This is a genomic window from Leptospiraceae bacterium (assembly GCA_016708435.1).
Lineage (GTDB): Bacteria > Spirochaetota > Leptospiria > Leptospirales > Leptospiraceae > UBA2033.
The window spans coordinates 643,340-661,745 of the sequence record JADJFV010000001.1 but is presented as its reverse complement, the minus strand read 5'-3'; the positions used below and the strand labels follow the sequence as shown (position 1 = coordinate 661,745).

The 18,406-nt window shown below is 36.5% G+C and carries 22 protein-coding genes and 2 pseudogenes; 16 read left to right on the top strand and 8 right to left on the bottom strand.

The genetic code is table 11. The annotated features are described in order from the left end of the window. On the top strand, window positions 1-873 hold the full coding sequence (locus IPH52_03250; GenBank protein ID MBK7054057.1) for an HlyD family efflux transporter periplasmic adaptor subunit: 873 nt from the start codon (window positions 1-3) through the stop codon (window positions 871-873). A gap of 10 nt (window positions 874-883) precedes the next feature. On the opposite strand, the gene IPH52_03245 is transcribed toward IPH52_03250, so the two are convergent. Together IPH52_03245 and IPH52_03240 are read right to left on the bottom strand one after the other, a co-directional pair. After that, window positions 884-1,354 carry a MarR family transcriptional regulator gene (locus IPH52_03245; protein ID MBK7054056.1) on the bottom strand — a complete coding sequence of 157 codons (471 nt, stop codon included), beginning with the start codon at window positions 1,352-1,354 and terminating at the stop codon, window positions 884-886. A 99-nt stretch (window positions 1,355-1,453) separates the two neighbouring features. Then, the gene (locus IPH52_03240; GenBank protein ID MBK7054055.1) at window positions 1,454-1,675 is read right to left on the bottom strand and encodes a hypothetical protein; all 222 of its coding nucleotides are present in this window, start codon (window positions 1,673-1,675) and stop codon (window positions 1,454-1,456) included. Between the two features lie 116 nt (window positions 1,676-1,791). Here IPH52_03240 and IPH52_03235 point away from each other — a divergent pair, with 116 nt between their 5' ends. From IPH52_03235 to IPH52_03175, 13 genes and pseudogenes are all read left to right on the top strand, one after another. Continuing rightward, complete coding sequence (locus tag IPH52_03235) at window positions 1,792-2,151, top strand: winged helix-turn-helix transcriptional regulator (GenBank protein MBK7054054.1); 360 nt, start codon at window positions 1,792-1,794, stop codon at window positions 2,149-2,151. Then, window positions 2,141-2,650: an SRPBCC domain-containing protein gene (locus IPH52_03230; GenBank protein MBK7054053.1), complete on the top strand. Its 510-nt coding sequence runs from the start codon at window positions 2,141-2,143 to the stop codon at window positions 2,648-2,650. Before IPH52_03235 ends, IPH52_03230 begins: the two co-directional genes overlap by 11 nt. Window positions 2,651-2,804: 154 nt before the next feature. Next, window positions 2,805-3,356, top strand: a complete 552-nt coding sequence (locus IPH52_03225; GenBank protein ID MBK7054052.1) for a dihydrofolate reductase family protein — start codon at window positions 2,805-2,807, stop codon at window positions 3,354-3,356. Window positions 3,357-3,399: 43 nt separating this feature from the next. Beyond that, entirely contained in the window at window positions 3,400-3,849 is a 450-nt protein-coding gene (locus IPH52_03220; GenBank protein ID MBK7054051.1) for a hypothetical protein, read from the top strand. After that, window positions 3,833-4,594 carry a DUF1801 domain-containing protein gene (locus IPH52_03215; GenBank protein MBK7054050.1) on the top strand — a complete coding sequence of 254 codons (762 nt, stop codon included), beginning with the start codon at window positions 3,833-3,835 and terminating at the stop codon, window positions 4,592-4,594. Before IPH52_03220 ends, IPH52_03215 begins: the two co-directional genes overlap by 17 nt. 1 nt (window position 4,595) lies before the next feature. Further along, window positions 4,596-5,075, top strand: coding sequence for an SRPBCC family protein (locus tag IPH52_03210; GenBank protein ID MBK7054049.1), 480 nt, complete (start codon window positions 4,596-4,598; stop codon window positions 5,073-5,075). Continuing rightward, a complete protein-coding gene (locus tag IPH52_03205) occupies window positions 5,076-5,492 on the top strand; it encodes a transcriptional regulator (GenBank protein MBK7054048.1) in 417 nt (138 codons plus the stop codon). It begins immediately after the preceding gene. Window positions 5,493-5,525: 33 nt separating this feature from the next. Next, window positions 5,526-5,930, top strand: a complete 405-nt coding sequence (locus IPH52_03200) for a glyoxalase/bleomycin resistance/extradiol dioxygenase family protein (GenBank protein MBK7054047.1) — start codon at window positions 5,526-5,528, stop codon at window positions 5,928-5,930. 12 nt (window positions 5,931-5,942) lie between these two features. Then, window positions 5,943-6,599, top strand: a complete 657-nt coding sequence (locus tag IPH52_03195; GenBank protein MBK7054046.1) for a dihydrofolate reductase — start codon at window positions 5,943-5,945, stop codon at window positions 6,597-6,599. A gap of 1 nt (window position 6,600) precedes the next feature. Next, window positions 6,601-7,113: an SRPBCC domain-containing protein gene (locus tag IPH52_03190; GenBank protein MBK7054045.1), complete on the top strand. Its 513-nt coding sequence runs from the start codon at window positions 6,601-6,603 to the stop codon at window positions 7,111-7,113. Then, window positions 7,110-7,674 (top strand): annotated as a pseudogene (locus IPH52_03185) (dihydrofolate reductase family protein). The gene IPH52_03190 and the pseudogene IPH52_03185 overlap by 4 nt, the downstream one beginning before the upstream one ends. 11 nt (window positions 7,675-7,685) lie before the next feature. Next, window positions 7,686-8,147, top strand: a complete 462-nt coding sequence (locus IPH52_03180) for a VOC family protein (GenBank protein MBK7054044.1) — start codon at window positions 7,686-7,688, stop codon at window positions 8,145-8,147. 105 nt (window positions 8,148-8,252) lie between these two features. After that, a pseudogene (locus IPH52_03175) lies at window positions 8,253-8,629 on the top strand (DoxX family protein). Window positions 8,630-8,633: 4 nt separating this feature from the next. On the opposite strand, the gene IPH52_03170 reads toward IPH52_03175, so the two are convergent. The 5 genes from IPH52_03170 to lepB all read right to left on the bottom strand — a co-directional run bounded on the left by IPH52_03170 (window position 8,634) and on the right by lepB (window position 13,119). Continuing rightward, window positions 8,634-9,023, bottom strand: coding sequence for a nuclear transport factor 2 family protein (locus tag IPH52_03170; protein ID MBK7054043.1), 390 nt, complete (start codon window positions 9,021-9,023; stop codon window positions 8,634-8,636). 94 nt (window positions 9,024-9,117) lie between these two features. After that, window positions 9,118-9,579 (bottom strand): GNAT family N-acetyltransferase, encoded by a 462-nt coding sequence (locus IPH52_03165; GenBank protein MBK7054042.1) that lies wholly within the window; start codon window positions 9,577-9,579, stop codon window positions 9,118-9,120. A gap of 48 nt (window positions 9,580-9,627) precedes the next feature. Further along, window positions 9,628-11,553: a diguanylate cyclase gene (locus IPH52_03160; protein ID MBK7054041.1), complete on the bottom strand. Its 1,926-nt coding sequence runs from the start codon at window positions 11,551-11,553 to the stop codon at window positions 9,628-9,630. A gap of 268 nt (window positions 11,554-11,821) precedes the next feature. Beyond that, window positions 11,822-12,094 carry an AtpZ/AtpI family protein gene (locus tag IPH52_03155; GenBank protein MBK7054040.1) on the bottom strand — a complete coding sequence of 91 codons (273 nt, stop codon included), beginning with the start codon at window positions 12,092-12,094 and terminating at the stop codon, window positions 11,822-11,824. Next, a complete protein-coding gene (gene lepB / locus IPH52_03150) occupies window positions 12,016-13,119 on the bottom strand; it encodes a signal peptidase I (GenBank protein MBK7054039.1) in 1,104 nt (367 codons plus the stop codon). Before lepB ends, IPH52_03155 begins: the two co-directional genes overlap by 79 nt. Before the next feature lie 168 nt (window positions 13,120-13,287). Here lepB and acs point away from each other — a divergent pair, with 168 nt between their 5' ends. After that, window positions 13,288-15,246 (top strand): acetate--CoA ligase, encoded by a 1,959-nt coding sequence (gene acs / locus IPH52_03145; protein MBK7054038.1) that lies wholly within the window; start codon window positions 13,288-13,290, stop codon window positions 15,244-15,246. Between the two features lie 551 nt (window positions 15,247-15,797). On the opposite strand, the gene IPH52_03140 is transcribed toward acs, so the two are convergent. Next, entirely contained in the window at window positions 15,798-17,153 is a 1,356-nt protein-coding gene (locus tag IPH52_03140; GenBank protein ID MBK7054037.1) for a glucose-6-phosphate isomerase, read from the bottom strand. Between the two features lie 96 nt (window positions 17,154-17,249). Here IPH52_03140 and galK point away from each other — a divergent pair, with 96 nt between their 5' ends. Then, window positions 17,250-18,398 carry a galactokinase gene (gene galK, locus IPH52_03135; GenBank protein MBK7054036.1) on the top strand — a complete coding sequence of 383 codons (1,149 nt, stop codon included), beginning with the start codon at window positions 17,250-17,252 and terminating at the stop codon, window positions 18,396-18,398. Window positions 18,399-18,406: the final 8 nt, after the last annotated feature.

Here is an 18,406-nt window from a genome sequence, read left to right as displayed (position 1 = left end):
ATGAATTTGTCGGAAAAAATAAAAACAATCTTAAAAATGCGAAATGTTCAGTATGGAATTGGAATCTTTTTTATTGTTTTCTTAGTTTGGTTTTCTTTTAAGCCAAAGAAGGTAAGTGCAGAATTGGCTACGATTCATCGGGGCACTTTGATTCAGTATGTAGAAGAAGAAGGAATTTCTAGAGTCAAAGAAAAGTATAGCATTCTTTCTCCTGTGAACGGAGTTTTAAAGCGAGTGGAAAAACATGCAGGTGACGTTGTTAAAAAGGGAGAAATTGTAGCTGTAATAGATTGGGATTATAAGAGAGAAGTTCTTTCGCCTATCGCAGGAAAAATTCTTTTAGTTCAAAGAGAAAGCGCCGGACCGATTGCGATGGGAAATCCGATTTTAGATATTGGTGACACGGCTAAGCAGGAGATTGTCGCGGAAGTTCTTACTCAAGAGGCGGTAAAGATTAATTCAGATAATCCCGTTTTACTCGAAGGTTGGGGTGGGAATGCCTTAAACGGGAAGGTTAGGCTTGTGGAGCCAGAGGCTTATAAAAAAGTTTCTTCCCTTGGTGTAGAAGAGCAGCGTGTTCGAGTAATTATAGATTTTGAAACCCCGGAGCATATGGGAGAAGGATTCAAAGTCCTCTGTAAAATTGAAACAAGTCGTGAGGATAATCGAATATTAGCCCCATCTTCCGCTATGTTTAGGGAAGGAGAAGAATGGGCGGTTTATAAAGTTGTAAACGGAAAAGCAAAGAAGACTATTTTAAAAGTAGAAGTTAGAAGCGGATCATTTGCGTCAATAACCGAAGGGTTAGCTGAAAACGACGAAGTGATTTTATTTCCAGGGGAAGGAATCAAAGAAGGCTCGATTGTGAAATAGATTTTAACGTTTAATTCGAAGTTGAATGCGTGGACAATAATTTTTGTAAATTCATTTTGAGTTGAACGAAGGTAAATTTCCCAATTTGGTTTTCATATTTTGATTCAATCATTTTAAGAATGCTATAAACTTCAATAAGTAGCCGCTCTCCTTTCTTGGTAATTAAAATTTGTTTTGCTCTTGCGTCTTCTTTGTCTTCGACGTAAGATAAATATTTTCTACTCACGAGTGAATTTATATTTTTACTAACGGCTTGCTTAGTCGTCCCAGTTTTCTTGATAAGATTTTTTGCATAGAATCCAGATTGTTTGATTAAGTATAAAGTTTGAATATCAACCATCGTAAGATTCGCAAAGTTCTGAGTATGGATTTGATTTAATAATTCCTTTTCAATCTCCTTATACAAAGAAAATAATTGAAAGACAAGTGGTTCGTGCTCATTTGGCGGGTTGGAGTTATAGTTTTCGAAATTTCCTAGCATGAATTAATAGTAAACTAAGTTGACTATAATGTCAACCTAGTTTACTATTAATTATGAGGATTGTCTTGGTTTATGTTAATTAAATTTTAAATTTTAAAATTATTTTTTTCCAATTTCAGCGCAAGATTGTTTTGCTGCTGTCAACTTATCTGCTGCTTCTTTTTTACAGGCTTTGTTTTCGTCCCCTTTTTTTGCATCGCAAGCTTTTCTCTCTTCTTTGTTTACATCCATTGCTTTCTTTGTGCATTCTTGCGATGTTTCTGCAGAAAGGGAAGCGATCGCAATTAAAGTTACCATGATAATCATTGATATTGTTTTCATTTTGTCTCCTACCTATTATTAGGTTTCTCAATACTTATAAATCTTCCTTAAAAATATATAAAATATTTGACAATAAAACCTACCTTTCTTATTTTACCAAAAGGTTAATTAACTAAATGGTTAAATATGTAGGCGATACAGACAAGCTCAGTTTGACTTTTGGGGCATTGGCAGACCCCACTAGACGAGCCATGCTCGCGAGGCTTTCCAAGGGGGAGGCTTCTGTTTCAGAATTGGCTGAGCCGTTTGATATGAGCATGCCGGCAATCACCAAACATTTGAAAGTTTTAGAAAAAGCTGGTCTCATCACGCGTGGCAAGGACGCACAATGGCGGCCTTGTCATCTCAAAACCGAGCCTTTGCATGAGGCTAACAACTGGTTAGACCAATACCGCAAGTTTTGGGAAGAGCGCTTTGATCGGTTGGATGAATATTTAAAAGAGATACAAAAAAAGGAGAAGGACAATGGCAAATAAAGAGGAATTAAAAGATTTTATAATCACAAGAGAATTTAACGCTCCACAAGATTTAGTTTGGAAGGCTTGGACAGAACAAGCGCATTTAGAAAAGTGGGGCTCGCCACAAGGGTTCACAATGACCTGCAAAAAGTTTGAGTTCAAAGTAGGTGGAGAAAATCACTACTGCCAAAGAACGTTAGACGGTAACGAAATGTGGGGCAAACAAAAATACTTAGAAATCCATCCAACGCATAAGTTGGTTTACCTCCAATCCTTCGCCGATGCAGAAGGAAACATCATCTCTCATCCAATGAGCGCCACTTGGCCTCTCACAATGAAAACAACAATCACCCTTGAAGAAAAGAGCGGCAAAACATTATTAACCTTAATATGGACACCGTATGAGGCTAATGACGAGAATATTGTTACCTTCAATGGTGCAATGGATGGAATGAGTAAAGGTTGGGCAGGATCATTTGCTAAGTTTGAAGAATACTTGGCTGAATTACAAAAATAGTTTGGGCGTTACCCATTCTATTCCTTCCCCCTCTTGGGGGAGAGAACAGACGGGGGCCTCAATCTTTTTCGAGAAAATGAAAAAGGATTATGATGTTGAGGATACTAATGAATAAGCGTAAACTGATGAAAAAAATTTTTTAAAGGAGAATGCTATGAGTAAATTAATTGCAGCTATGAATATGACACTGGATGGGATTTGCGATCATACGGCGGGACTACCAGTTGAAGGAATGCACGAGCATTATACGGATCTATTAAGTCAAGCAGACTCGATACTCTATGGCAGAACAACCTATCAGCTTATGGAATATTGGCGAACTATATTAGAAAATCCTTCCGAAGAAAAATCAATGAATGACTTTGCGATTGCAATAAACAGAATTCCGAAAATAGTTTTTTCGCATACGCTGAAAGATTTAGAATGGAAGAGTGCAAGATTGTCAAATCGAACTGTTGAAGAAGAAGTTTTAGAACTAAAACAACAATCGGTTAAAGACATTTTAGTTGGCAGTCCTAGTTTAATTATACAGCTAATGAAACTTAATTTGATTGATGAATACCAATTTTGTGTTCACTCTGTTGTTGCTGGAAGCGGTAAGGCATTATTTGAAAATATAAACGACAGAACTATTTTGAAACTCGTGAAGACTAAAACTTTTGGTGGTAGTGCTGTAACGCTTTACTACGAGGCTACGGAAAAATGAGTGCATGTTCAAAAAAACAGGAACATAAAGAGCCTCGTTAACCATGGATAAAAATCAGTATGACCGAATTGTTGCCGATAAAGCAAATCATAAAATATTAGCAATATGGGCTTGTGATTGTGCGGAGCGTGTTTTGAATCTTTTCGAAAAAGAACATCCTGACGATTCTAATCTCGTCAATGCAATTTTGACTGCAAGATTGTGGATAAATGATAAAATAAAAATGGTAGAGGCTAGAAAAAAAGCCTTTGCATGTCATAATTCTGCAAGAAATTCCACTTTCGAATCAGCAATATTTGCTGCTAGAGCAGTAGGTCATGCTTGCGCCACAGCACATGTTGCTACGCATGCGATTTATGCTGCTAAATACGCCTTAAAAGCCATTAAGTTTAGTGAAGCGGATTCTGAGCAGTTAATTTTAAAAGAAAAAACATGGCAAGATAGCCATTTGATTCTGCTTTTAAAAGGAAAACAAAATGAATACAAAATTTAAAACAATTGATGAATACATCGCAAGCTTTCCTAACAATGTGCAGAAAATTTTAGAAAAAATACGAGCAACGATAAAAAAAATAATTCCGAAGGCAGAGGAAACTATTAGTTATGCGATACCTACTTTTCAGTTAAATGGAAAGTCATTGGTTCATTTTGCTGGATTTAAAAATCATATTGGATTTTATGCAACGCCTACCGGACATAAAGAATTTAAAAAGGAACTAGCAAACTATAAACAAGGAAAAGGCTCCGTTCAATTTCCATTGGATCAACCAATCCCTTATGATTTGATTAAACGAATTGTAAGGTTTAGAGCAGAGGAATTAACAAATAAAACAAAAGTTACTTCCAAATCAACAAAACAGGAAGGCAGTCTTGACCAGTATTTACTTAACCTCAAACATCCTTTAAAAAAAGAAATAGAATACTTACGCAAAGTTATATTGGAAGCAAACAAGGGGCTAACGGAAAACATTAAATGGAATGCTCCCAACTTTTGTTATGAAGGACAAGATAGAATAACGATGCGAATTCATCCACCAACTCAAATTCAATTGATTTTTCATCGAGGAGCAAAAACGCAAAAGCTACCAAGTGAAAATTTGATTGCGGATGATAAAGGATTATTGGTTTGGAAAACTACTGATAGAGCAGTCGCATCCTTTAAAGATCAGAATGATATAAAAACAAAATCGAAAAATCTCAAGATAATAATTAACAATTGGATCAAAGCAGGCAAATAACATGAAAGATAGAGAATTAAAAATAGAAAGAATCGTAGAAGCACCCGCAGAGCTTCTTTGGAAATGTTGGACTGAACCTAAATATTTACTTCCCTGGTTTACACCAAAACCTTGGCAAACGATAGACGCAAGATGTGACTTAAAAGTTGGTGGAGAATTTTTTACCATGATGAAATCTCCTGAAGGGGAAGAGTTTCCTAACTCCGGAGTTTACTTGGAGCTAATTAAAAATAAACGTATTGTGTGGACGGATGCGTTTCTACCGGGATGGTTTCCTACAGAAGATACATCTGATAGACCTTTCTTACTTGTTGCAAGTTTAGACTTTGAAGACCTCGGTAACGGTAAATCAAGATATGCCGCAATCGCAAGACATTGGACAGTGGAACAGTGCAAGAAACATGAAGAGATGGGTTTTTACGAAGGTTGGGGAACTTGCATAGACCAGCTAGTTAAATATATTAAAGCTGGTATGAAATAAATGGATAAAATCAAAATTGAAAAGGATATTGACGTAGTATACCTACCATCTCCCGATTTTCCAAATAACGTTCCAGTGACTTACAAAAAATTACATGCTTTGTTACCAGATCATCCCAACAGAAGGTATTTCGGAATTTCGCATCCTGATAAAACAGGAGTGATCCAATACAAGGCTTGTGCAGAAGTATTAAGCTCTGATACTATTCCAAATAGTGAATTACAAAAGTTTAAAATTGAAAAAGGAAATTTTGCAACATTGTACATAGTAAATCATTTTCAAGATGGAAATAATATTGGGAATGCATTTAAAGAATTACTCAAACATCCTAAACTCGATCCCAAAGGTTACTGTTTGGAAGTTTATAAAAACTATACAGATTTAGATGTGCACTGTATGGTTAGGATCATTTCATAAATAATAAATTGAGAGGACAAAAAGGAGAATCAAATGGCAACAAATATATTTTTAAACTTACCGGTAAAGGATTTAAATAAATCAATTGAATTCTTTACAAAACTTGGTTATACATTTAACCAACAATTCACAAATGAAAATGCAACTTGTATGATTATCAGTGATACAATTTATGTTATGTTACTTGTTGAAACTTACTTTAAAACATTCAATACCAAAGAAATTGCAAATACTAAAACAACTGTTGAAGCATTACTCGGATTATCCGCTGAAAGCAAAAAAGCATTAGATAAATTAGTAGATAAAGCAATCTCTGCCGGTGGGACGCAAACAAAAGACCCGCAGGATTTAGGTTTTATGTATAGCAGAACATTTGAAGATATTGATGGGCATGTCTGGGAAATTTTCTGGATGAATCCTAATCACGTGCAAGGATAAAGGATAATAAGAATGAGTAAACTAAAAGTTTTATGTTTTTCACTTTCGGCTGACGGATATGGAGCGGGACCAAATCAAAGTTTGGAAAATCCATTGGGTATGGGGGGGATGGCTTTGCATGAATGGGTTTTTCCAACTCAATCATTTCAAAAAATGCATGGAGGCAATAAACAGGAAGGCACCATGGGAATTGATAATGATTTTGCTGTTAAAGGATTTGAAAACATTGGAGCCTGGATTCTTGGACGAAATATGTTCGGTCCCATTCGTGGGGAATGGAAAGATGAAGAGTGGAAGGGATGGTGGGGAGATAATCCTCCGTATCACTGCGACGTCTTCGTATTAACAAACCATGCTAGATCGCCTATTGTTATGGAGGGAGGAACTACTTTTCATTTTATCACTGAGGGAATTGAAGTAGCATTACAAAAAGCCAAAATAGCGGCTAACGGTAAAGATGTTCGTATCGGTGGGGGAGTAAATACAATTCGCCAATATCTACAAAAGAAATTAATCGACGAAATGCATTTAGCAGTATCACCGGTGCTTTTAGGAAAAGGAGAAAATCTTTTTTATGGAATTGATTTGGCAGATCTTGGTTATCAAATAAAAGAGCATAAACCCTCTGAAGCAGCAATGCATATTATTATAACAAAAAATGGTAAATAAAATGCCTATTAGATTACTTATGAATTTTGTTGTGGATAAGAGTAATAATGCGATCATCGTGAAAAGAGAATTTGCCGCACCACTCCCTTTAGTATGGGATGCATTTACAAAAAGCGAAATTCTGGATCAATGGTGGGCACCAAAACCATGGAAGACAAAAACAAAATCTATGGACTTTAGAGAAGGTGGAGTTTGGCTCTATGCTATGGTTGGACCAGAAGGAGAAGAGCACTGGTCATTCGCCAAATACCTGTCTATACAAAATCAAAAAAATTTTACTTTAGAAGATGGTTTTTGTGATGCAAATGGAGAGGTAAACAATGAATTACCGAAATCAAACTGGAATACAAAATTTAATAAAATAGAAAAAGGCACCTTGGTAGAAATCCTAATTAGCTATGATGACTTAACACAACTTGAAGCAATCATACAAATGGGATTCAAAGAAGGTTTAACAATTGCAATGGAGGGACTGGATGAATTGCTCCATTCATTTCAGCAAGGAGAAATATGAGAAAAGTAGTTTTTGGAATCAATATTACTGCAGACGGATATTGTAGCCATGAAGATGGGATTGCTGATGCAGAATTGCACAACTATTTTACTGAACTGTTGCGGAAAACAGATGTTATTCTCTATGGTCGAAAAACATACCAATTGATGGTGCCTTACTGGCCAGATGTTGCTAAGAGCCAATCAGATGATGAGTCTAGCAATGAATTTGCTCGTGTATTTGACTCTCTTGATTTATTAGTATTCTCAACGACATTAAAAGAAGTTTCCGAAAACAAAACAAGAATCGTTCGCGGAAACATCGCAGAAGAATTGATCGCTTTGAAAAATAAACCTGGCAAAGATATCGCAGTAGGAAGTTTGAGTATAGCTTCCCAATTGTCCGATCTTGGTTTGATTGACGAATACCATTTTGTAGTTCAACCAATCGTTGCCGGAAAAGGTCCGAGGTTATTTGAAACATTTCAATCTAAAAATAGTCTTCAAGCTCGATCTCATCAGTACGAAAAAATTTCAAACTGGTGTCATTGCATTGCACTACAAAAAAAATACAAAAATATAAAGGAGACAACTATGTCTAAAATTACACCCTTCCTCATGTTTAATGATCAACTTGAGGCTGCAATAGAATTCTACACTTCAACCTTCCCTGATTCAGAAATAAAGAACGTTGCGCGCAATGGTAAGGAAGGTCCAATTACTTCAGCGGAATTCGTAATCGGCGGTCAAAATTTTATGGGATACAACGGCGGTTCCTATTTCCAGTTTTCAAATGGTTTTTCTCTTTTTGTTAACTGTGAGGATCAAGAAGAAGTCGATGAATATTGGAATAAGCTTATCAGTGCGGGTGCAAAACCAATGCAGTGTGGTTGGATTACTGATCCATTCGGTTTAACTTGGCAAATTGTTCCAAGACGTTTCATGGAACTTATCAACGACTCTAATCCGACAAAAGTAAAGGCTGTAATGGATGCCATGATGGAAATGATAAAACTGGAAGTTGCTCCACTGGAAAAAGCATATAATGAAGCTTAAAAAAAATTTGAATTATAAATGTTATTTAAGACTGCATACGAAGGAAAAGTTGTTGGTTCAAAATTTTTAGCGATAAAAAAAGAATAAATTTTAGGAGATTAATTTATGAAAATAGCAGTGATAGTTGTAAGAAGTTTAATGGGGGCGTTATTCCTATTTGGCTCAATTACTTTTTGTTTAAGCTCATTACACCACCAGAGCAAATGGGTGCAATGAAAGTTTTTAATGATGGATTAGAAGCATCGATTTATATGATGCCTACAGTGAAGGTAATCGAGCTTATCTGTGGAATCATGTTTCTGTCAGGAAGATTTGTTCCTCTTGCTACAGTGGTGATTGCGCCGATCATAGTAAATATTTTATTAGTTCATTTATTTCTGGATATGCAAGGTTTACCGGTGGGAATTTTTTTAGTTTTCGCAAACTCATTCTTAGCCTACAATCATAGAGAGAGCTACAAGACATTATTCGTAGCAAAGTAGTATATCACTTTGCATCGATCCAAGAAGCATGTTCTGTATCTAGATATTCTTTAACTTTAATAACCTTACCATTTTCGATTGTGAAAAGAAAATGGTAATGGTTGTTATACTCTTTCCCGTTTGAATGTTTACCTTTTGACTCCGCTGTAACGGCAACGCGATTTTCTTCTGCAGTGAAATCATGTAAGATAAATTCAATGTGTTCAAATGCACGTTGAATCATTTTGAAGCCAAGAGTGATTAGCCGCTTGTCTTTGGTCCCCGAAACTTTTGTGCTACCTAAAATCCACCAATTTATATCATCACTTAGCAAATCAAAAGCACTTTGATTCTCTTTTTTGTTAATGAATTCAAAGTAATTTCGAACGATTTGTTTGTTATCTTCCAGGCTCATTGGATGCATCCTTCTTAAATCTGATTAAGGTTAATTTAAAATCCTTTTATTGATTGTGAACCTTGCTACTAATGCTGTCAACTTAAGAATAATATTAGAAAAACAAAAAGTATTCATAGAAATGTTCATTGCGAATGAAGCCGTATTCTTCATAGAGGCTTTGTGCTGCTTCGTTTTGTATTCCTGTAGAAAGAGTAAGACCTTTGCTTTTTGTCTTGACTGCAAAATCTTTTGCTGCGTCTAATAGCAATTTTCCCACGCCTTGCTTACGAAAGTCTTCGTCTACGTATAAATCATTTAATATCCAGACTGATTTAAGAGATAGGGATGAAAAGGAAGGATATAATTGCGTGAATCCGATTGCCTTTTCTTCTTGCATCGCCAAGAAAATCTTGGATTGATTTTTCTCTATTCTCTCTTGGATAAATGCTTTTGCGTCTTCTGGTCTATTTTCTACTTCGTAGAACTTTCTGTATTTGTTAAATAATGGTAATATGAGATTAATATGTATTAGCTCTGCTTCTAGGATTGAAAGGTTATATTGAATTTTACTCATAATTTTACTTTCTATTTTTACCGAATAAATTTATCCATTACTAAAAAGTCATATCTCGCATTCAATGCGATTTCGTCCGGCTCTTTTGGCGCGATAAAGGGCTTTATCTACGCGAGACATCATTTGCATAATTGAGTCTCCTTTTTTATACTCAGTGATTCCAAAACTAGATGTTTTACTTCCTATGACAGGAAAGGTATGTTGCGATATTCGATCGCGCAATGTTTCTACTAACGTTCTGGCTGTAACCATTTCTGTGTTGCGGCAAATTATAAGAAATTCCTCTCCACCCCATCGACCGGTAATGTCTATGTGTCGAACATTATTTGTAAGCAAACGTGCAAACTCTACAAGAACTTGGTCTCCCACTGGGTGACCATAATTATCATTCACTAATTTAAAATGGTCTATATCGAGTAACACTAAAGTGAATTGACTGGAATGGTATTGGCTTCGATATAGCTCGGTTTCCAAAACATGATCAAGCATAAATCGATTGTAAAGTCCTGTTAGCCTGTCTGTTACAGCAAGCTGTTCTAACTGTAATCTTTTTTCTTCTAATTCGACGTTAGCCGCTACAAGGGCAGAGTTACTTTTTGAAAGTGCTATTGTGCGCTCTTCTACTCTTTCTTTTAATAACCTCTCCTGAGATTTCAGATTCTCGAGTAATAAGTTTTGTGCTTCGAGTGCTTCTTTTTGCGCTTTTTCTTTTTCTTTGCGGATGTTATTAAAACGATCTGCTAAAGCTAGACCTAATAAAAGCATTTCTAATGCAGAACCAAATTGCAATCCATTGGTTGAAATTACATTACTTGCAATGAGTCCAAAGCTGCGCATAATCATCATTATGCCACCTACGCACAGCATTAAAAATGCAACAACAAAGAAATAGGCACTCCGTTGTCGTTTTATGGAACAGAGAGCGCTTGTGCTTATTACCATTATAATTGTGATAAGGCAAAGTAGTATAACCGGTTTAATAAATGTCTGAAATGAAGTAATTAAGCCAATGGGACTAATCAGAAGTAACCCTATTTGTGTTTTAATAGCTAAGTCGATTTTGGGAATAATTTTCCAGGTATTTAGCATTTGCCGCATAAATAGCAATAGAGTGAGTAAAGAAATACAGTAACCTACCATTGAATCTATTTCTGACCAGAACATTGAGTTTTGCCAGAGAAATTCTTTTGCTAATCCATTTTGCGCGGCTAGAGTAATGGCAGCACTTGTTACAAATGAGATATATAATAAGTAAACGAGATCCCATAAGGTAAGAAAAATTAGTAAGTTAAAAAATACCATTGCAGATGCCATTCCAAAATACCAAGCTTGAGTCAAATAATCATTTCTCTCGTAAATCTCATATGCGTGCGGATCCCAAAGTTTTGCGGGAATGAGTAGGTCTGTAGGAGATTCAATTCTAATAAAATAAATCTGCACTGAATGAGCAGGCACTGCAATTGGAAATACAAAGAATCGATTTGGATGTGGACGAGAAGGAAAAGGAGCGGCATTACCAGTTAGGATTGAATTATAAATTCCATTGGTTAATGGCTGGTAGAAATGAATGTGGGCAATGCGAGAGTAGCTAATTTCAAGTATCCTCTCCAAAGATTTTTCACTTGGATTTGTTAATTCAAAACGAAGCCAATACGCAGAGCGCGAATAACCTAAATTAAGTGCATTCGACGAGGAAAAGGTGTTTTTGAATTGAAAACTATATTCCGCTTTTTGAATATCAGTAATAGATAAATTGTGGCTGGGATCTTCTAAAATGGAAATGTATGGAGTCAATGGTATCGAGTCACTGTTTAATTTTCCCACATCGAGTGCTGTTTCGCTAGCAGAAATATTCGTCGCAAATAAATTTATTCCAACTAAAATTGCCAGTAATAATTGAGAAACAGAGTTTTCTATATAAGAACTAATCTTACTTAAAAAAGGTTTTCTCGAATGTCTTTTTAAAAAATTCATTTGCTTCCAACTCTTATTTCTAAAGTCAAGTTATTATTTCCTTAAAACTTTTCTCTTCTTATTTATTTCATTTTCGAAAAAGAATTGAGTCAAACCATTATGTTTTCTCTTTACAGAGAAGATTCGAATTAATGTATGCAAGCAGTATTAATTTCTTTGCGCTCGTAGAGTTTTCTGCATAAATATATAGTAAAGTTATTTAAGATAAGGCATGGCGTTACTAGGCTTGATTCTAAGCTAATTGTTTCCGAATTGGTTGAGAATGCTATTATTTGTCGTCTGAGTTTACTTTATTGGCACGATAGACGATATAGTAGATGGCAAAAGAAAATCCAAGAACGGCAAATAGCAATAATCCCCAGGGAGAAGTATTCAATTTTTCATCTAGATAATTTCCAAGTAGAACAGAGCCTACGAAGATGAATGCAAACTCGATGCCGAGGCTAGACAGTTCCCAGAGGTTCACTCTAAAATGCGCCCAATGCGCTTCCAACGAATATCCATGCGCCAGATACGATAACGCAAAGTTCTGTCGAGCCATCCGAGCAAAGATTCATTCATCATGGAGCGATCGATTTCTGAAATATGACAGTGTTTAAATAATTCTTCGTTCTCGTATTTCTCTTCGTGATATGGATCAGTTTCAATATTTTCTACGCTACTCTTATACATGCAGGTGTAGTCTTTCCAGTTGATTGAAAAATAAATAATAAGCGCCTTACCAAGAATATCCTCACGCTTCACAAGTCCCCAGAAACGAGAGTCACTTGAATCATCTCGATTGTCCCCCATAACCATGTAATAGCCTTCTGGAATTTTGCAGACTCCGCCATTTCGAGAACAGTGCTCAAAAAAAGTATAGCTTCCTACATGTGAGCCTTCTATTATGAAATGCTTGAAATCTCTCTTGTTTTCGACAAACAAGGATTTGCCGATAGCATTGACATTGTCTAAATCAGAAAGTTCTTTTTCGGCTGGATGAATTTGAGGATTGTAGCTTGTAAAACTATTAGCGCCTTTTTCTTTGTATTCTATGAATGTATAACTGACTAGGTCGCCGCGATTTGCTTTCATTTGTGTTTGGCTTAGGCGAATTGTATCTCCGGGTAGACCAATAACTCGTTTTACAAATCTTTTCGAGAACATATTTCCAAGCCCAAAGTATCTTTGTGGAGCGTTTGTCTCGATGTAGTTTTCCTCGATTGCTGGAGGAATGTAGGCAGATAATTCTGGACTCAATCCGAGTGCTATCAATAGGGCGCGAATTTTATCTCGATTCGGTGGAGCAAAGGTGACGATATCACCACGTTTGGGATCATCAAAGCGATAAAGTTCTTTTTCGGTAAATGGCATCCTTAGAGAATAACGCATTTTGTTTACGAAAAGGAAGTCTCCAATCTTTAAAGTTGGAATCATCGAGCCAGAAGGAATATTGTTTGCGTCCAAGATAGATGATTTAAAAGCAAATACTAAAATGATAATAAACGCAAGGGAACCTAGGGATGCTAAAAAGGATTGGGACTGATTGGAGGACTGCTTTTCGGTTTCTTTACTCTTTTGAGTCATACATTAATTACCATTGGTTGTATAAGATTTTGAAGCCCTTATTCTGTGAATTTCTTTTTTTAGTGTAGCGCAATTTTTTGATGAAAAAATCTACTCTTGACAGATAGGAGTATGAAAACGATTTTGAAATAAAACTTCATTCCAATACAAAAATCAAAGGTAAGCAAAATGGCAAAAGAAAGATTTATACAACCACCGAAAGAATTTATAAAATCAGCAAACCTAAACCTAAAAGAATACCAGAAATTATACAACGAGTCCATTAAATCACCGCAGACATTTTGGAAGAAACAGGCAGAGCGTCTAACATGGTTTAACCCACCGAAGAAAATTCTATCAGAGAATTTTGCCGAAGGAAAAGTAAAATGGTTTGAAGGCGGCAAATTAAACGTATCCTACAATTGCCTTGACAGACATCTTGACTCCTCTCTAAAAAACAAAGCCGCGATTATTTGGGAAAGTGATAGTGGTGAGGAATCTAAAACTCTAACCTATCAGGAACTACATCGCGACGTTTGTAAATTCGCAAACGTTCTAAAGTCGCAAGGCGTTAAGAAGGGAGATCGTGTTCTCATTTACCTTCCGATGGTTCCTGAGCTTGCTGTATCTGCCCTTGCTTGCACGCGAATAGGTGCCATTCATTCTATTGTCTTTGGAGGTTTTTCTCCGGAGTCACTGATTGGAAGAATTGAAGATTGTAAACCAAGTTTAATTGTAACATCAGATGGTGGTTATCGCGGCGGTAAATTCATTGACATTAAGAAGAACATTGACCAGGCACTAGATAAGTCACATACGAAAGTCAAGAACGTAATCGTTGTTAAGCGCACTGGAATGGAAGGAGATTTGAATTGGCAAGAAGGTAGAGATCATTGGTGGCATTACCTAATGAGAAATTCTTCTAGTGTTTGTGAGCCATACAAAGCAGATGCAGAAGATCCGCTCTTTATTCTTTATACATCTGGCTCTACAGGTAAACCAAAAGGCGTGTTGCATACTACTGCCGGTTATCTGCTAGGAGCAAATTTAACTTTTCATTATGTGTTCGATCACAAACCAGAAGATACATTCTGGTGCACGGCAGACATTGGGTGGATAACAGGACATAGCTACATCTTATACGGACCTCTTTCTAATGGAGCAACATCTATCATGTTCGAAGGAGTTCCTACCTTTCCAAATCCCGGTCGATTTTGGGAAGTGATAGACAAATACAGCGTAAATGTATTTTATACAGCACCTACCGCCATACGCGCGTTAGCCAAAGAAGGAACTTCTCATATAGAAAAACATTCACTCAAATCACTTCGGCTTTTGGGAACAGTAGGTGAGCCAATCAATCCAGAAGCATGGGAGTGGTATAGTAAGAATATTGGTAAAGGCAAATGTCCAATAGTCGATACCTATTGGCAAACAGAAACAGGCTCAATTTTAATTACTCCACTCCCCGGAGCAATTGCGACTAAGCCTGGTTCTGCAACACTTCCTTTCTTTGGAGTCAAGCCTATTCTAGTTGACAATGAAGGAAAGAAGATCACCGACAAAGGAGAGGTTAGTGGAAATCTATGCATTGAATCTCCCTGGCCTTCTATGATGCGCGGAGTATACGGAGATCCTAAGCGATTTAAGGCAACTTACTTTTCTCAGTTCAAAGGATTGTATTTTACTGGAGATGGGGCTCGTCGTGATAAGGACGGATACTATTGGATAACCGGTCGTGTGGATGATGTATTAAATGTTTCCGGGCATAGAATTGGAACGGCTGAAATAGAGAGCGCACTTGTTGCTCATAAATCGGTAGCAGAAGCGGCAGTTGTTGGTTATCCGCATGACATCAAAGGTCAGGGTATTTATGTTTATGTGACTGTTAAAAATGGAATCACTACAAATGATGAATTGAAAAAAGAGTTACTTGCTACTGTAGAGAAGATGATTAGTAAGATTGCTCGTCCCGATATAATTCATTGGGCTCCTAGTCTTCCTAAAACACGTTCAGGAAAAATCATGCGTCGAATCTTACGTAAGATTGCTGCAAATGAATTTGATGGTCTTGGCGACATATCCACATTAGCCGATCCTTCCGTAGTTGCTACAATCATCGAAGATAAGAAGAAGTATCATAGTTGAGTTAAGATTGTCATGGTAGCTCTAACGAGGCTCTCGAATCCATGACTAAATTGGCAAGGTTGCATATACATTACGATTTACTAAATCATCTGTCTTGTCGTAGTATTATTACCCCATTTCTTAAAAGTGAGTCTGAATTAGAAAAAATAAACGAGCAAAGAAATTTAAATTATAACTTCAATCGAAGCGTTTCATTAGGGTTATTAAAAGATGAAGTCGTAAAAATTTTTATGACCAATAAGTCTGACTTAGTAATGAAAAAATTGAATGAACTTTTCTTATCTCACCTAGAACCTGTCAGACTAAATAGACAATCTCCCCGTATCATAAAAGTCAGTAAGCCACGAGGCAAACATCGAAACTTTTTAAATTACAAGAATGTTCTCTAATTTCCTTAACTTAATGACATTGGGCAATAGCGGGTGGGAACATCGTGAGAGGTCTATTTTGCTTAATAATACCGTCGTATTGCAAAATAGATTTCTCACATCACTCATTTACTTTGCTGCAAATCTTGCAGCAAAGCAATGTTCGAAATGATGTTGTTAATCCTACATTAGTCCTTTTAGTTTTTCTTCTACTTTTACCTTCATTTCTTCGTAGCCTTTCTTTCCTAAAAGCGCGAACATATTATTCTTATAATCCTCAACTCCAGGTTGATCAAATGGATTGACTCCAAGCATATAACCAGAAACACCACAAGCATATTCGTAGAAATATACCATCTCTCCGCATACGGTAGGCGATACTTTAGGAATTGAAATTTCAATATTAGGAACTCCACCTTCATAGTGTGCGAGCTTTGTTCCTTTGATTGCTTGTTCTCCGATATAAGAAAGTTTTTGTCCTGCTATGTAATTCAGTCCATCGGGATCACCGGCAAACTCTTGTATGACGCTATCACGACCCGGCTCTTCAATATGAAGAACTGTTTCGAATAACATGCGTTCTCCATCTTGGATGTATTGACCCATAGAGTGTAAGTCACTTGTGAAGTCTACTCCAGCAGGGAAAATGCCTCGTTTGTCTTTACCCTCACTTTCTCCGAAGAGTTGTTTCCACCATTCGGTAAAGTAATGCATCTTAGGATTGTAGTTTACCATGATCTCAACTTTTCTTCCTGATTCATAAAGAGTATTTCTCAGTGCAGCGTAATAACAGGATAGATTCTTTATAGGATCTTTTTCATTAGCTAAATAGGCTTGCATAGACTTAGCACCATTTACAAATTCTGCAATGGAAATTCCAGATGCAGCTATTGGAATTAAACCTACAGGGGTTAATACCGAGTATCTACCACCAACATCATCTGGAATTACAAAAGTCTTAAGTCCGTATTCGTCGGATAGTTTTTTTAGCGCACCTTTCTTTGCATCTGTCGTAGAGAAAATTCTTTTCTTTAGATTTTCTTTTCCGTATTTTTTTTCTGTCAGAGCAAGGAGACTTCTAAAAGCTAAGGCAGGCTCCGTAGTCGTGCCTGATTTTGAAATCACATTCACTGAAAATTCTTTGTCTTGTAAAAATTCTAGTAAGTCATTGTGATAGTCAGCATCAAGATGATGTCCTGCATATAGTATTTTGGCTTTTTTATTCTTATGGTTGTCAAACATATGAAAGCTATTGACGTTTGCTTCGATCATTGCCCTTGCACCGAGATAAGAACCACCGATTCCAATCACTACCAAGTATTCAGAATGGGAATTGATTTCGTCTGCTGTTTCTTGTATGTTTTTTAAATCAGCGTCTTTAATTTGGGATGGTAAATCTACCCAACCCAAAAACTCAGAGCCAGCGCCTTTTTTATTGTGTAATAGTTCTCTTTTAGAAATGGATTTTTCTAGATTCTTAGAAAGCAAGCTTTCCGGGAAATAAGATTTTAAAAATTTAGAATCAATTTTAATATTCATTACAAAAACTCCTCCGTGTCATAAATAACATCTTCCACAAAATAAATTTATCTAGACAGAGTAAATGTTTTTTTCAAGATATGTTAAATTAAACTTATGATTTTAAACATCAAAAACCTTCTTACTACTAACTTAGGCTCAAGCGATGAGTCTATTCATACATTTAGAGCACCAGCCAGAATCAATGTAATCGGTGAGCATGTGGATTATCTAGGCGGATTCGTTCTTCCTGCTGCCATTGACTTTCAGGTTTGTGTAAGCATCCGCAAAAATTCACTCGGAAAGATACGTCTTTACTCGGAGCAATACAAAGAAGTGGCTACTACTGATAAACCTGTATACGATAAGTCCCATCTCTGGGCAAATTATGTATACGGAGTCGTAGATGAGCTAAACAAAGAAGGATTTACTATCGGTGGCTTTGATATGGCTATTGATGGAGACATTCCACAGGGCGCAGGATTATCTTCTTCGGCTGCTTTGGAAGTAGTTACTTGTTTTGCGCTTTCTACTCTTTTTCAATTTGAAATTTCTCGTGAAAAAATTGCTCTCATCGGACAAGCCGCAGAGAATAACTTCGTTGGAATGAAATGTGGCATCATGGATCAATTCATCATCGCAAATGGAAAGAAGAATCAATGCATTCTGCTCAATACAGACACTCTCGAAAAAACTTATCACAACCTTGATTTAAAAGACCACGAGTTTTATTTAATCAATTCCAATGTAAAACACTCTCTCCAAGACAGCGACTACAACAATCGCCGAAAAGAATGTGAGAGTGCGTTAAAAAAAGTGCAAGCTAAACTTCCTCAAATAAAAAATCTTTACGATCTACCAATTGAAACTGACCTAATCTCTTTTTTATTCACCGAAAAAGAATTAAAGCGAGTGCAGCATGTCATCGGAGAGAAAGATCGCACGAACAAGCTTCTTGCTTCTTTTGAGAAAGGAGATATTCTTTCTGCTGGCAAATGTCTTTACGGAACGCATGACTCTTTATCAGAGCTATTTGAAGTATCCTGTGTAGAAACAGATTTTCTAATTGCTGAATTAAAACGAGAACAAGCCAGTGGAGCTAGAATGATTGGCGGAGGATTTGGTGGGAGTGTATTGGTCTTAGATAAGATTGGAAATCGAGCAAAGATAGAAAGCGAAATCAAAAATCGATACAAAGAAAAATTTAATATACAAGCTTCGTTTTATGGTTTTCAAATTTCAGACGGAGTTTCAGAATTACACTAGGAAATAAA

What these genes read in the sequence shown, in the direction of transcription:
- IPH52_03250 (MBK7054057.1), top strand. Translation starts at nt 1, where the DNA reads ATGAATTTGTCGGAAAAAATAAAAACAATCTTAAAAATGCGAAATGTT.
- IPH52_03245 (MBK7054056.1), bottom strand. Translation starts at nt 1,354, where the DNA reads ATGCTAGGAAATTTCGAAAACTATAACTCCAACCCGCCAAATGAGCAC.
- IPH52_03240 (MBK7054055.1), bottom strand. Translation starts at nt 1,675, where the DNA reads ATGAAAACAATATCAATGATTATCATGGTAACTTTAATTGCGATCGCT.
- IPH52_03235 (MBK7054054.1), top strand. Translation starts at nt 1,792, where the DNA reads ATGGTTAAATATGTAGGCGATACAGACAAGCTCAGTTTGACTTTTGGG.
- IPH52_03230 (MBK7054053.1), top strand. Translation starts at nt 2,141, where the DNA reads ATGGCAAATAAAGAGGAATTAAAAGATTTTATAATCACAAGAGAATTT.
- IPH52_03225 (MBK7054052.1), top strand. Translation starts at nt 2,805, where the DNA reads ATGAGTAAATTAATTGCAGCTATGAATATGACACTGGATGGGATTTGC.
- IPH52_03220 (MBK7054051.1), top strand. Translation starts at nt 3,400, where the DNA reads ATGGATAAAAATCAGTATGACCGAATTGTTGCCGATAAAGCAAATCAT.
- IPH52_03215 (MBK7054050.1), top strand. Translation starts at nt 3,833, where the DNA reads ATGAATACAAAATTTAAAACAATTGATGAATACATCGCAAGCTTTCCT.
- IPH52_03210 (MBK7054049.1), top strand. Translation starts at nt 4,596, where the DNA reads ATGAAAGATAGAGAATTAAAAATAGAAAGAATCGTAGAAGCACCCGCA.
- IPH52_03205 (MBK7054048.1), top strand. Translation starts at nt 5,076, where the DNA reads ATGGATAAAATCAAAATTGAAAAGGATATTGACGTAGTATACCTACCA.
- IPH52_03200 (MBK7054047.1), top strand. Translation starts at nt 5,526, where the DNA reads ATGGCAACAAATATATTTTTAAACTTACCGGTAAAGGATTTAAATAAA.
- IPH52_03195 (MBK7054046.1), top strand. Translation starts at nt 5,943, where the DNA reads ATGAGTAAACTAAAAGTTTTATGTTTTTCACTTTCGGCTGACGGATAT.
- IPH52_03190 (MBK7054045.1), top strand. Translation starts at nt 6,601, where the DNA reads ATGCCTATTAGATTACTTATGAATTTTGTTGTGGATAAGAGTAATAAT.
- IPH52_03180 (MBK7054044.1), top strand. Translation starts at nt 7,686, where the DNA reads ATGTCTAAAATTACACCCTTCCTCATGTTTAATGATCAACTTGAGGCT.
- IPH52_03170 (MBK7054043.1), bottom strand. Translation starts at nt 9,023, where the DNA reads ATGAGCCTGGAAGATAACAAACAAATCGTTCGAAATTACTTTGAATTC.
- IPH52_03165 (MBK7054042.1), bottom strand. Translation starts at nt 9,579, where the DNA reads ATGAGTAAAATTCAATATAACCTTTCAATCCTAGAAGCAGAGCTAATA.
- IPH52_03160 (MBK7054041.1), bottom strand. Translation starts at nt 11,553, where the DNA reads ATGAATTTTTTAAAAAGACATTCGAGAAAACCTTTTTTAAGTAAGATT.
- IPH52_03155 (MBK7054040.1), bottom strand. Translation starts at nt 12,094, where the DNA reads ATGGCTCGACAGAACTTTGCGTTATCGTATCTGGCGCATGGATATTCG.
- lepB (MBK7054039.1), bottom strand. Translation starts at nt 13,119, where the DNA reads ATGACTCAAAAGAGTAAAGAAACCGAAAAGCAGTCCTCCAATCAGTCC.
- acs (MBK7054038.1), top strand. Translation starts at nt 13,288, where the DNA reads ATGGCAAAAGAAAGATTTATACAACCACCGAAAGAATTTATAAAATCA.
- IPH52_03140 (MBK7054037.1), bottom strand. Translation starts at nt 17,153, where the DNA reads ATGAATATTAAAATTGATTCTAAATTTTTAAAATCTTATTTCCCGGAA.
- galK (MBK7054036.1), top strand. Translation starts at nt 17,250, where the DNA reads ATGATTTTAAACATCAAAAACCTTCTTACTACTAACTTAGGCTCAAGC.